Consider the following 11,911-nt stretch of genomic DNA (forward strand, 5'->3'; position numbering starts at 1 on the left):
GGGCGTCAGGCACGCTGCATTGTCCTCGCGATCACCTTCCGGATACCCGCGCATCATTGCCTACCCAACTTGCTGTTCATCCGCCATGCCGTCCTGAGCCGCCGTCAACAGGCCGTTGCCATCCACCTTGAAGCTCAGACCGCGCCAGATCACGCGCGAGGACCAGAAGCTCGCCACGAAAATCGCAAACGATACGATATCCCATATCGGCAATAGCCACAGATCGCGATGTGCCTGCCGCAACGCGCGATCGGACAGCAGCTTCAATGCCAGCCGGGCGCAGACAGCGACCAGCGCCAGCGACCATGCCCACCCTGCGCCGCCCGAGAACGCGACCGCTAGCAATGCAAAGGCGAGCGGAAAAATCAGCACCGAGCCGAGGTGGCCGAGCGGATCGATGCTGCGGATCGTGCGGCTCCAGCGCAGTTCATGTGCGATCAGTTTCGTCGCGCTGTTTTCAACGCAGGCATGCGAAATCGTGAACGGTGGAATCACCACTTTTTCGCCGATCATGCGCACGGCCTCGCCGATCGCGTGATCTTCGGCCAGATGCTGCACGAACGGCGTGAAGCCGCCGATTTTTTCCAGCGTATCGCGTCGCATCGCGATGGTCTGCCCAAAGCAGGGACGCGCGAGACCGAGCGCAAGTCCCGTCACCACGCCGGGCAGGAACTGGTAGTTGGTGGCCTTGGCCGACAAGCGCGGCCAGAAACCGGGATCGGGCGCACCGCGATATATGCAGGTGACGAGACCGACGCCTGGTTTCTGCAATTCGCCGATCACATTGCGCAGATAATCCGGCCCGACGCTCACGTCGCTATCGGCGAATACCAGGACGTCGTGCCGGGCTTGCGGCAGCATATTGAGGATGTTGCTGATCTTGCGGTTCGGACCGTACAGGCGTGCGTCGGCGACCACGGTGATGTCCGCTTCCGGATGCAGCCGCCGCAGATCGTCGACGGCTTGCAAGGCAGGGTCGGCCGAGTCGTGTACGCCGAACACGAACTGCACGGGGCCCGGATAGTCCTGCAGACAGAAGCTCGACAGATTGGCGAGCAGCGCCCACTCGTTGCCGTGCAGCGGTTTGACGATGGTGAGCGGCGGAAAACTGGTCGGCTCGGACACTGCTCTCGCGAAGAACCGGCCGATCAGCGTGCCCGCCAGCACCGTGTAAACAACGCCTAAAACTGCACCCGCCCCACACGCACAGGCGAGCGTGAAGGCGAGCAGATGCACGGCGCTCACGCCCCGTGGGCGCGCAGGAAGCGGAAAAATTCAACGCCTTCGCGCAGGCGCCGTTTCATCATGTCCCAACTCGTCAGCATCTCGCGCAGAATTTCCCAGATTTTTGACGGCCGGAAATAAAAGCGTTTGTAGAAGTTCTCGAGCTGGTGATAAATCTCGTCGCGCGAAAGATGCGGATAGCCGATCGCCGCCACTTGCACCCCTGACTCGCTGACGAGGTTGATGACCTTGTTCTCTTCCAGCCAGCCGTTCTCGACCGCCTGCTTGTAGAGTGTCGTGCCGGGATACGGCGCGGCGAGCGACACCTGGATCGTCAGGGGATTGATCTCTTTCGCGTACTCGATAGTCTTCTGGATCGTTTCCTGAGTCTCGCCCGGCAAACCAAGAATGAAGGTGCCGTGAACCTTGATACCGAGCTTGCGGCAATCCGCGCTGAAACGGCGCGCGATGTCAGTGCGCAAGCCCTTCTTGATGTTCAGCAGGATCTGGTCGTCGCCGGATTCGTAACCCACCAGCAGCAGGCGCAGGCCGTTTTCCTTCATGATCTTCAGCGTTGCAAAAGGCACGTTTGCCTTCGCGTTACACGACCATGTCACACCGAGCTTGCCCATGCCGCGAGCGATTTCCTCTGCGCGCGGCTTGAAGTCGGTGAAGGTGTCGTCGTCGAACATGATTTCCTTGACTTCAGGCATGTTGTCGCGAATCCACTTCACTTCTTCCAGCACGTTCTCGACCGAGCGGGTGCGGTAGCGATGGCCACCCACCGTTTGCGGCCATAGGCAAAAGGTGCACTTCGAGCGGCAACCGCGGCCCGTGTAGATGGATACGTATGGATGCTTCAGGTAACCGTTGAAATAATTCGCGATCTTCAGATCGCGCTTGTAGACCGGCGCCACAAAGGGCAATTCGTCCATGTTCTCGAGGATCGGGCGTGCCTCGTTGTGCTCGATCGAGCCGTCGCGGGCGCGATAACTCAGACCTTTGATCTGCCCGAACGGCTTGCCCGCGGCGATTTCCTGACAGGTGAAATCGAATTCTTCGCGGCAAACGAAATCGATCGCATCGCTTGCTGTCAGCGAGTTGTGCGGGTCGACGGCGACCTTCGCACCGACCATGCCGATCAGAATCGAAGGCTTGCGCTTCTTCAGGTGTTCGGCAAACAGCGCATCAGTGGGGAACGACGGCGTGCTGGTATGAATGACCACCAGTTCGTATTGCTGCGCGATATCGAGCGATGCGTCGACGGAAAGGCCGTCGGCGGGCGCATCGAGCACGCGGCTATCGGCAATGAGTGCGGCGGGCTGGGCGAGCCACGTCGGATACCAGAACGAGCGGACTTCACGCTTGTTCTGGTAGCGCGAACCCGCGCCACCATCGAAACCGTCAAATGACGGCGCCTGCAAGAACAGGGTTTTCATGGATGCTCCAACGGGCCTTGATGGACACTTTCGGTTTTCTTCCGAAAAACTATCGGAACTATCGCCCGCAAGGATGCGCGCAGGCACGGGCAATCGCGCAAATACTACGGAGCAAAGCTGAAGGAAACCTTAAGGAAAATATGTCTGGGCGGCCCACCTCCGCCATAGCGTCCGATCTGCTTTGATTGTGAGTTTTTATTCGTTCAGTTCGGCACGCGCATTGTCTACATTGGTCGGTCACAACTAAACGACCATCACAGGACCAGGCAATGAAAATTCCGCGGGGCTCGGCGCGCTTTTCGCTTTCTTCGATTTCCTCACGCCCGCAACAGCATGCGAAACGTCTGCAAGCCGGTCTGAGCGCTTTGCTGATGGCGGCAACGGCCACGCTCGCCTTCCTTGCACCGGGCATTGCGCGCGCCGCACCACCCGCCGAACTGAAACTCGACTACGCCTACTATTCGCCGGAAAGCCTCGTCATCAAGCGCAACGGCTGGCTCGAGCAGGAACTTGCGCCGCAGCACACCGCAGTCAAATGGGTGCTGAGCCTCGGCAGCAATCGCGCGCTCGAATATCTGAACAGCGGCGCAATCGACGTGGGGTCGACGGCGGGTCTGGCCGCCGTGCTCGCCAAAGCCAACGGTAATCCGATTCGCGCCGTGTACGTTTTCTCGCGCCCCGAATGGACCGCGCTCGTCGTGCGCAAGGATTCGCCGATCAAAACCCTCGCGGACCTGAAGGGCAAAAAGATCGCCGCCACCAAGGGCACGGACCCGTTCCTGTTCACCTTACGCGCGCTGCACACGGCGGGCCTCTCGCGCGACGACGTGGAAATCGTCAATCTTCAGCACCCGGACGGACGCACCGCGCTCGCCAACGGCCAGGTGGACGCGTGGGCCGGCCTCGATCCGCACATGGCTGCCGCACAAATCGACGACGGCGCGCAACTGCTGTATCGCAACGTCGACTTCAACACGTGGGGCTTGCTCGACGCCCGCGAGGATTTCATTCGCGACCATCCCGAAACGCTCGCGCAGGTGCTGAAGGTGTACGAAAAAGCGCGCCTGTGGATCGCCGCGCATCCGGACGAAACCGCGAAGATCATCGCCGAAGAATCGAAGCTGTCGCTGCCGGTCGCCCGGCTGCAACTGAGCCGCAACGATTTCAGCCATCCGCAGCCAGGCGCGCAGCAACTCGCCGCGCTGAAAGCCGCCGCGCCGATTCTCCTGCAGGAACAGCTGGTGAAACCGGGCACGAATCTGAATCAGGTCATCGACGCCTTGATCGACGTGAAGGCGTCGCAACCTGTCATTGCCGCGAATGGAAGCCAGTGAGTCCGCGCGCCCACTGCTCGAGGCTTAGCTGACCGACGCCCATGGCTACCGACGAATCACTCGCGCTTCATCGCCGATCGCCTGCAACGGACGAACACGCGCTTTATCGCGCGCCGCAAAGCACCGATGCACCGCAGGTCGCGCTGCGGCCGCGCGATCCGCTCAGGCGCTGGCGCATCGCCGGGCTGATCCTGCCGCTGGCCTTCCTTGCCGTGATCGAAGCGCTGGTGCGCACTTCGGTATTGCCGGAACATCTCGTGCCGGCGCCGAGCACAATTGCCGAAACACTCTGGCAACTGGGTGGCGAGCGTCTGGGGCGCCACATCGGTGCAAGCGCGATCCGCGTACTCGCGGGTTTCGGCATCGGCTCAGCATTCGCCCTGCTGCTCGGTGCGGCGATGGGCTTGAGCCGCCGCCTCGACGCCCTGCTCGACCCCGCATTTCAGGCGCTGCGGGCGATTCCGTCGCTCGCCTGGGTGCCGATTCTGCTGTTGTGGATGGGCATTGACGAAGCGCCGAAAATCACGCTCGTCGCCATCGGGGCGTTTTTTCCCGTGCAATTGAGCGTCGTGGCCGGCATTCGCGGGGTCGACAGGAAGTTGATCGAACTCGGCGAGGTCAACCGTTTGAGCCGGCGTGCGCTATTCACGCGCATCCTGTTGCCCGCGTCCTTGCCGCAGATCTTCACGGGATTGCGCACGGGCCTGAGTCTCGCGTGGATGTTCATGGTCGCAGCCGAACTGATCGCCGCCACTCGCGGACTCGGCTATCTGCTCAGCGACGGCCGCGAAACCGGCCGGCCCGATCTCGTGTTCGGCGCGATCCTGTTGCTCGCGCTGCTCGGCAAGCTCAGCGACAGCATTCTTAAAACGATCGAAGCACGTGTGTTGTCATGGCGCGATACCGCGAACGATCAGCCTTCGTCACGAGGTGGGCATTGAACGCGGCCGATCTTTTCGTTCAGCCGCCGCTGCTCCAGGTTCGCGCGGTGAGCAAGCATTACGCTGCCCGTGCCGTGCTCGAACGCGTGTCGTTCGATATCAGGCGCGGGGAGATCGTGAGTCTGGTCGGCCCGAGCGGCTGCGGCAAGAGCACGCTGTTACGCGTGCTGGCCGGCCTCGATCGCGACTTCGAAGGAGAGATTGTGCTCGACGGGCTGCCGCAAGACGGCCCCTCGCCGCGTCTCGGCGTGATTTTTCAGGAACCCCGCCTGCTGCCCTGGCTGAGCGTGGCCGACAATATCGCGTTTTCCGCGGGGCCAAGGCGCGGCGCGGACCCGCGTGTGGGCCAACTGCTCGATGAGGTCGGTCTGGCCGGCACCGACGCGGCGCTGCCCAAGCAGCTTTCGGGCGGCATGGCGCAACGCGTGGCGCTCGCGCGCGGCCTGTTTTCCCAGCCCGATCTGTTGCTGCTCGACGAGCCGTTCAGCGCCGTCGACGCCATGACCCGCTGCCGTCTGCAGGACCTGCTGCTGTCTCTGACGCGCGCGCACGGCACGGCGGCGCTGATCGTCACGCATGATCTGGATGAGGCGCTTTATCTGTCCGATCGTGTACTGCTGCTCAACACGACCGGGCAGCATGGCGCCGGACGACTGGTGCGCGAGATCGACGTCGACGCGCCGCATCCGCGCGACCGCCGTGACGACGCGCTCGCCGATCTGCGCAACGACTTGCTCGTTGGCATGGGCGCGGCGCAGAACGCCTACGCGTAACCCGACTCGCGTTTGACGTCAAAGCGACGTCAAACGCGCGCGGGCGAAGCGCCGTGCTTTCCAATCATTCTGCCGGCCCGCCCACCTGCGCGCGCGGACCGGCTACTGCTGTCACACCGGCTTGATATCCGCCGCCTGCTTGCCCTTCGGTCCCTGCTTGATTTCGAAGCTGACCTTCTGGTTTTCCTGCAGCGATTTGAAACCTTCGCTGCGAATTTCCGAGAAATGGGCAAACAGATCCTCGCCACCGTCGTCCGGTGTAATAAAGCCAAAGCCCTTCGCGTCATTGAACCACTTCACTGTACCGGTTGGCATGTCGATTCCTCGTTCGCACCTTGGTTGATTGGGTTGCATTCGCCGGCTCCCGCCGGTTCCTGCTACTGCTGCTTGACTTTACGCCTGTTTGCGAGGCGACGCTCAGGCGGCCGTTTCTCCGCCTCAGCAAGCGGATCAGCAAAGGCCGTGCCGCGCACCATCCGTGGGGGCTGCGCCGATGCGATCCGGCGCAATCAGATAAGATGATTGGTATCGGCAGTCCATCCTTGGCCGCGCTGCGTCAGCCCAATACATCAGCCCCATGTATCACGACCGCGCGACCTATCGTTTTCCCCATTTACAGGAACCCAGCATGGCCACCTCGAGCTATACCGATACCCGTCTTCTGATCAACGGCGAATGGTGCGACGCCGCCAGCGGCAAAACCCTCGACGTCATCAACCCCGCCACGGGCAAGGCCATCGGCAAGGTGGCTCACGCCGGCATCGCCGATCTGGACCGCGCGCTGGCCGCCGCACAACGCGGCTTCGAAGCGTGGCGCAAGATTCCGGCCAATGAGCGCGCCACGACCATGCGCAAAGCCGCCGCGCTGGTGCGCGAACGGGCTTCCGACATCGCCCGCCTGATGACGCAGGAACAGGGCAAGCCGTTCGCCGAGGCGCGCATCGAAGTGCTGTCCGCCGCGGACATCATCGAATGGTTCGCCGACGAAGGCCGCCGCGTCTACGGCCGGGTCGTGCCGCCGCGCAATCTGGCGGTTCAGCAAACGGTGCTCAAGGAGCCGATCGGCCCGGTGGCCGCCTTCACGCCGTGGAATTTCCCCGTCAACCAGGTCGTGCGCAAGCTGAGCGCGGCGCTCGCGTGCGGCTGTTCGTTCCTCGTCAAAGCGCCGGAAGAAACCCCAGCGTCGCCGGCGGCACTGCTGCAGGCGTTCGTTGAAGCCGGTGTGCCGGCCGGTACGGTCGGCCTCGTGTTCGGCGATCCGGCGGAGATTTCCGGCTACCTGATTCCGCATCCGGTGATCCGCAAGGTCACCTTCACCGGTTCGACGCCGGTCGGCAAGCAACTGGCCGCGCTGGCCGGCGCGCACATGAAGCGCGCGACGATGGAGCTGGGCGGTCATGCGCCCGTGATCGTGGCCGAAGACGCCGACGTGGCGCTGGCCATCAAGGCAGCAGGCGCCGCGAAGTTCCGCAATGCAGGCCAGGTCTGCATCTCGCCGACGCGCTTTCTGGTGCACAACAGCATCCGCGAAGAATTCGCCGCGGCGCTCGTCAAGCATGCCGAAGGCCTCAAGCTCGGCGACGGTCTGGCGGAAGGCACGACCATCGGGCCGCTCGCCAACGCGCGCCGTCTCACGGCGATGAGCAAGGTGCTCGACGACGCGCGCAAGACCGGCGCGAAAGTCGAGACGGGCGGCGAACGCGTGGGCTCGGAAGGCAACTTCTTCGCGCCGACGGTGCTGACCAACGTGTCGCTCGAATCGGACGTGTTCAACAACGAGCCGTTCGGTCCGATCGCCGCGATCCGCGGTTTCGACACACTCGAAGAAGCGATCGCCGAGGCGAACCGTCTGCCGTTTGGTCTCGCCGGTTATGCGTTCACGAAGTCGTTCCGCAACGTGCATCTGCTGTCGCAACAGCTGGAAGTCGGCATGCTGTGGATCAACCAGCCCGCTACGCCGTGGCCGGAAATGCCGTTTGGCGGCGTGAAGGATTCGGGCTACGGCTCCGAAGGCGGCCCGGAAGCCATGGAAGGCTATCTGGTCACCAAGGCGGTTTCTGTAACCGCGGCTTAAGACGCCACGCCGAAGGCCGTCGTCAGGCTTTCAGTTCAGGGCGAGGTTTCTGACTTCGCCCGTCTGATTGATCGCTGTGCCAGGTCCGCGAGCGCCCGTTCGCGGACTTTTTTATTTGTATCGCGCTTCGCCTCTCCAGTCGCCCGTTGATTCCTCCCTCGGTTCTTCCTTCACTCGCGGCTCATTCGCTTCGTTCGGCGCATTCTTCGCTTTATGATGCGCAGTCATACAACGAGAATCTGCTTCGTCATGAACGACACCGCCGCGAGCCTCATGCAACCCACGTTGACCGGACAGGTCGTCGAACTCCGGCCGCTTCAGCAAGAACACACTCAGGGTCTGCTCGACGCCGCCGCGGGCGGTCAGTTGTGGAACATGAAGCTGACCGTCGTGCCCGGTCCCGAAACCGTCGGCAGCTACATTGCAACCGCGCTCGACGGGCGCGCGGCCGGCACGGTGATGTCCTTCGTGATCGTCAGACGGGACACCGGGACGATTGTCGGCAGCACACGGTTCTGGAAAATCGACCGGGTGAACCGGAAGCTGGAAATCGGCCACACGTGGCTGGGTGAATCGGTGCAGCGCTCGGCGGTGAATACCGAGGCGAAGTACCTGCTGCTGAGTCATGCGTTCGAAGTAATGCAGTGCGTGCGCGTGCAGTTCACGACAGACGAGCTCAACGAAAAATCAAGAGCGGCGATTCTGCGGATCGGCGCGAAACAGGAAGGGATTGTCCGGCATGAGCGGATCATGCCGGACGGGCGTAAGCGCAACTCGGTGCGCTTTAGCATCATCGACGAAGAATGGGCGGAGGTTAAGGCGATGCTGGAGAAGAAGCTGGGGCGATGAAGCCTCGCCTCGCGTAACGCGCTACACCTTGCGCTTCACTTCGCCCGTCCTCGCCTTTCACCTCGCTCTGGTCAAGCGCAACACGCAGCGCTTCCATACCTTCAAACGTGCACGTCCCGCTCGCCAAGCGGCGGTGGCGTCGTCGCTGCCGCGAACTCCTCGCGCAACGCGTCGCGCGCTTGATGCCGGCGTACCCAGAGTGCGGTCAGGATCGGCACCAGAATCGCGGTCACGAGACACGCTGTCGCGACCATCGCCGTCGCCGCCGGCACCAGCGGCTTGAAGCGCGGAATCATCTCGCCGATGATCGCCGGGTTCGCCACCGCGGCCCCCGCCGTCGACGACGCCGCGAGGCCTGCCGCCCCATTGCCGCCCGCGATCCAGCGGTCCGCGAGAATCAACGGAATGCCCGTCACGACAATCACCCCGAGGCCCAGCACGATGCCCGGCAAGCCGCTCGTGACGATCACGTGCAAGTCGATACCGTTACCGAGCGCAAAGCCGAAAAACGGAATCAGCGGATGCACGCAGCGGCCAAAGAACGCGCGCAGTTCACTGTCCAGATTACCCAGCGCGAAGCCGATCAGGAACGGCAGCACCGCGCCGACGAACAGCCGCGGTTCAAAGAACGCGACACCCGTCGCGCCAAGAATGATCATGCTGACGAGCGGCCCCGATTCGATCGACATCAGGACGAACGCGCCCGCCTCTTCCTTGCTGCCATATTGCTGCATCACGGCCGCATAGAGACCGCCGTTGGTCATGTCCATCGACGTCGTGATCGCGAGCACCGAGAGGCCGGCGAACAGGCCCGCCTTGACGCCGTCGATCGGAATGAAGTGCGAGGCGACCAGCGTCGCGATCCAGGCCACCACCATCTTGGTGACGAGCAGCGTGCCCGACTTGCGCAGCACCGTGCCCGTCGCCCGCAGGTCGATCGTCGCGCCCATGCAGAAGAACCACACCGCCAGAATCGGCACGGTGCCGGTGATCAATCCGTTGGTGAACGACCCGAGGTATTTCCCACTGCCCGGCGCAAACGTGTGGACACAGGCGCCGAGCAGCAACGGCACCAGCATCAGGCCGCCAGGAACGCGGTCGATGGCCTTCTTGAGCTTCATGCCTCCTCCATGGACTTTGCGTCCAGTTGCCGGGTGGATCACCCGGGGTGATGTGCCGTTCTTACGCCGGCCGGCTCCCTTTCGGCGCAATATAGCACCGGGATAGGAACAACGTTCCGATTTTGATAGACTTCCTGCTCATCGTTTACCCGCGTTCGATTTGAATGCCTTGCCACGCTTGATGTGGCGTTGCAATATTTTCGGACCGATGTTCCATATTCAATGTTCTGCGCTACAGTCGATAACCGAACACTGCCGTAAAACAGCACGACAACACGCCCCAGCCGGCCGGAGACACGAACCATGGAAGTGAGACAGAGCATCAACAGCGAGCACGCGAAGACGCTGGATACCGCGGGACTGCGTCAGCAGTTCCTCGTCGAAGACGTGTTCGAACGCGACGCATTGCGGCTCACCTACAGCCACATCGATCGCATCATCGTGGGCGGCGTGTGGCCGGCGACGCGCGCGGTCGAGGTGCCGGCTTCGCTTGGCAAAGCGATCGGCGTCGGCTATCTGCTCGAGCGCCGCGAACTCGGCGCGATCAATATCGGCGGCGACGGCTGGGTCGACGTGGACGGCACCCGCTATGCGGTGCGCAACGAAGAGGCGATCTACATCGGCAAAGGCAAACAGGCCGTCGCGTTCGGCAGCGACGACGCGGCGCGCCCCGCGAAGTTCTACCTGAACTGCGCGCCCGCGCACGAGTCGCATCCCACCCGCACGATCTCGCTCGCCCAAGCGTCGCCCGAAACGCTCGGCGACCCCGCCACGAGCAATCGCCGCACGATCTACAAGTTCATCGTCCCCGAGGTGCTGGCCACCTGCCAGCTCTCCATGGGCATGACCAAGCTCGAACCGGGCAACCTCTGGAACACGATGCCGTGCCACACGCACGAGCGCCGCATGGAGGTGTATTTCTATTTCAACATCGCCGACGACGCGGCCGTCTTCCACATGATGGGCGAGCCGAACGAAACGCGGCACATCCTCGTGCACAACGAGCAGGCTGTGATCTCGCCGAGCTGGTCGATTCACTCGGGCGTCGGCACGCGCGCGTACACGTTCATCTGGGGGATGGTCGGCGAGAACCAGGTGTTCAGCGATATGGATCACATTGCGGTGCGCGACCTGCGTTGAAGACGGGCGGGCGCCTTCACTGAGCACGGCACAGGAACGGCGAGCACCACGGGCAAGCACCAACGGCGCCCATCGGCGCCACGCGCACCCTGGCCGCCACCGGCGCCGATAACGACAGAGGACCTACGCACAGTGAACAGCTTCGATCTGACCGGTAAGGTCGCCATCGTCACCGGCAGCAATACGGGCCTCGGCGCGGGCATGGCCGTCGCGCTCGCCACGGCCGGCTGCGATATCGTCGGCGTGAGCCGCGCGGACGCCGGCGCTACGCCCGCGCAGGTACAGGCGACAGGACGCCGCTTCGCGGAGGTGCGCGCCGACCTCGCCTCGATTGCTCCGGTCGACGACATCGTGCGCGCCGCAGTCGAAGCGTTCGGCCGCGTCGACGTGCTCGTGAACAACGCGGGCATCATCCGCCGGGAAGACGCGCTCGATTTCAGCGAAGACGACTGGGACGCCGTGATGGACGTCAACCTGAAGAGTGTCTTCTTTCTTTCGCAGGCCGTGGCGCGGCAGGTGGTGAAACAGGAAAGCGGCGGCAAGATCATCAACGTCGCGTCGATGCTGTCGTTTCAGGGCGGCATCCGCGTGGCGTCGTATACCGCGTCGAAAAGCGGCGTGCTCGGTCTCACGCGGCTGCTCGCGAACGAGTGGGCCGCGCACGGCATCAACGTGAACGCGATCGCGCCGGGCTACATGGCCACCGCGAACACGGCGGCGCTGCGCGACGACGCGCAGCGTAACGATGAAATCGTCGGACGTATTCCGGCTGGCCGCTGGGGCACCCCGGCGGATCTCGCGGGACCGGTCGTGTTCCTGGCCTCATCCGCGTCGGACTACGTGCACGGCCATACGCTCGCAGTGGACGGCGGCTGGCTGGCGCGCTAGCGTGACGGCAACAGGGAGGTCACGCGGCTCGCGCGGCGCGGTATGCTCTCGGCACTGGGTTCGATCAGGGTCCGGCAATGAGCCGGCAATGAGCGGACGCTGATCGGTGTGGCATCAACAGGGAATGA

General features: G+C 63.2%; 11 protein-coding genes. 7 read left to right on the top strand and 4 right to left on the bottom strand.

What is annotated here, in order from left to right; genetic code table 11:
* Nucleotides 1–60: 60 nt before the first annotated feature.
* Nucleotides 61–1,245: a bacteriohopanetetrol glucosamine biosynthesis glycosyltransferase HpnI gene (gene hpnI, locus PQQ95_RS17150; protein ID WP_408438563.1), complete on the bottom strand. Its 1,185-nt coding sequence runs from the start codon at nucleotides 1,243–1,245 to the stop codon at nucleotides 61–63.
* The gene (hpnJ, locus tag PQQ95_RS17155) at nucleotides 1,242–2,663 is read right to left on the bottom strand and encodes a hopanoid biosynthesis associated radical SAM protein HpnJ (RefSeq protein ID WP_408438564.1); all 1,422 of its coding nucleotides are present in this window, start codon (nucleotides 2,661–2,663) and stop codon (nucleotides 1,242–1,244) included. Before hpnJ ends, hpnI begins: the two co-directional genes overlap by 4 nt.
* A gap of 371 nt (nucleotides 2,664–3,034) precedes the next feature.
* On the opposite strand from hpnJ, the gene PQQ95_RS17160 reads away from it, so the two are divergent.
* The 3 genes from PQQ95_RS17160 to PQQ95_RS17170 are packed head-to-tail and all read left to right on the top strand — an operon-like array spanning nucleotide 3,035 to nucleotide 5,711.
* The gene (locus PQQ95_RS17160; RefSeq protein ID WP_408438717.1) at nucleotides 3,035–3,997 is read left to right on the top strand and encodes an aliphatic sulfonate ABC transporter substrate-binding protein; all 963 of its coding nucleotides are present in this window, start codon (nucleotides 3,035–3,037) and stop codon (nucleotides 3,995–3,997) included.
* A 41-nt stretch (nucleotides 3,998–4,038) separates the two neighbouring features.
* Complete coding sequence (locus PQQ95_RS17165) at nucleotides 4,039–4,938, top strand: ABC transporter permease (RefSeq protein ID WP_408438565.1); 900 nt, start codon at nucleotides 4,039–4,041, stop codon at nucleotides 4,936–4,938.
* Nucleotides 4,935–5,711, top strand: a complete 777-nt coding sequence (locus PQQ95_RS17170; protein ID WP_408438566.1) for an ABC transporter ATP-binding protein — start codon at nucleotides 4,935–4,937, stop codon at nucleotides 5,709–5,711. The genes PQQ95_RS17165 and PQQ95_RS17170 overlap by 4 nt, the downstream gene beginning before the upstream one ends.
* A gap of 111 nt (nucleotides 5,712–5,822) precedes the next feature.
* Here PQQ95_RS17170 and PQQ95_RS17175 read toward each other — a convergent pair whose 3' ends face one another.
* On the bottom strand, nucleotides 5,823–6,026 hold the full coding sequence (locus PQQ95_RS17175) for a cold-shock protein (RefSeq protein ID WP_007181784.1): 204 nt from the start codon (nucleotides 6,024–6,026) through the stop codon (nucleotides 5,823–5,825).
* A gap of 313 nt (nucleotides 6,027–6,339) precedes the next feature.
* On the opposite strand from PQQ95_RS17175, the gene PQQ95_RS17180 reads away from it, so the two are divergent.
* Both PQQ95_RS17180 and PQQ95_RS17185 read left to right on the top strand, forming a co-directional pair.
* Nucleotides 6,340–7,785 carry an NAD-dependent succinate-semialdehyde dehydrogenase gene (locus PQQ95_RS17180; RefSeq protein WP_408438567.1) on the top strand — a complete coding sequence of 482 codons (1,446 nt, stop codon included), beginning with the start codon at nucleotides 6,340–6,342 and terminating at the stop codon, nucleotides 7,783–7,785.
* A 249-nt stretch (nucleotides 7,786–8,034) separates the two neighbouring features.
* Nucleotides 8,035–8,634: a GNAT family N-acetyltransferase gene (locus PQQ95_RS17185; protein ID WP_408438568.1), complete on the top strand. Its 600-nt coding sequence runs from the start codon at nucleotides 8,035–8,037 to the stop codon at nucleotides 8,632–8,634.
* A 101-nt stretch (nucleotides 8,635–8,735) separates the two neighbouring features.
* On the opposite strand, the gene kdgT is transcribed toward PQQ95_RS17185, so the two are convergent.
* Nucleotides 8,736–9,755 (bottom strand): 2-keto-3-deoxygluconate transporter, encoded by a 1,020-nt coding sequence (gene kdgT, locus PQQ95_RS17190; protein ID WP_408438569.1) that lies wholly within the window; start codon nucleotides 9,753–9,755, stop codon nucleotides 8,736–8,738.
* Between the two features lie 303 nt (nucleotides 9,756–10,058).
* Between kdgT and kduI the strand changes: the two genes are divergently transcribed.
* Both kduI and kduD read left to right on the top strand, forming a co-directional pair.
* On the top strand, nucleotides 10,059–10,895 hold the full coding sequence (kduI, locus tag PQQ95_RS17195) for a 5-dehydro-4-deoxy-D-glucuronate isomerase (protein ID WP_408438570.1): 837 nt from the start codon (nucleotides 10,059–10,061) through the stop codon (nucleotides 10,893–10,895).
* A gap of 132 nt (nucleotides 10,896–11,027) precedes the next feature.
* Nucleotides 11,028–11,783: a 2-dehydro-3-deoxy-D-gluconate 5-dehydrogenase KduD gene (gene kduD, locus PQQ95_RS17200; RefSeq protein ID WP_408438571.1), complete on the top strand. Its 756-nt coding sequence runs from the start codon at nucleotides 11,028–11,030 to the stop codon at nucleotides 11,781–11,783.
* The last annotated feature ends 128 nt before the right edge of the window (nucleotides 11,784–11,911 follow it).

This window comes from Paraburkholderia caffeinilytica (genome assembly GCF_046030355.1).
GTDB classification, from domain to species: Bacteria; Pseudomonadota; Gammaproteobacteria; order Burkholderiales; family Burkholderiaceae; genus Paraburkholderia; species Paraburkholderia caffeinilytica_B.

Bases quoted from the DNA above. Each gene is read 5' to 3' on its own strand.
- hpnJ (WP_408438564.1), bottom strand. From the start codon at position 2,663: ATGAAAACCCTGTTCTTGCAGGCGCCGTCATTTGACGGTTTCGATGGT.
- PQQ95_RS17160 (WP_408438717.1), top strand. From the start codon at position 3,035: ATGGCGGCAACGGCCACGCTCGCCTTCCTTGCACCGGGCATTGCGCGC.
- PQQ95_RS17165 (WP_408438565.1), top strand. From the start codon at position 4,039: ATGGCTACCGACGAATCACTCGCGCTTCATCGCCGATCGCCTGCAACG.
- PQQ95_RS17175 (WP_007181784.1), bottom strand. From the start codon at position 6,026: ATGCCAACCGGTACAGTGAAGTGGTTCAATGACGCGAAGGGCTTTGGC.
- PQQ95_RS17180 (WP_408438567.1), top strand. From the start codon at position 6,340: ATGGCCACCTCGAGCTATACCGATACCCGTCTTCTGATCAACGGCGAA.
- PQQ95_RS17185 (WP_408438568.1), top strand. From the start codon at position 8,035: ATGAACGACACCGCCGCGAGCCTCATGCAACCCACGTTGACCGGACAG.
- kdgT (WP_408438569.1), bottom strand. From the start codon at position 9,755: ATGAAGCTCAAGAAGGCCATCGACCGCGTTCCTGGCGGCCTGATGCTG.
- kduI (WP_408438570.1), top strand. From the start codon at position 10,059: ATGGAAGTGAGACAGAGCATCAACAGCGAGCACGCGAAGACGCTGGAT.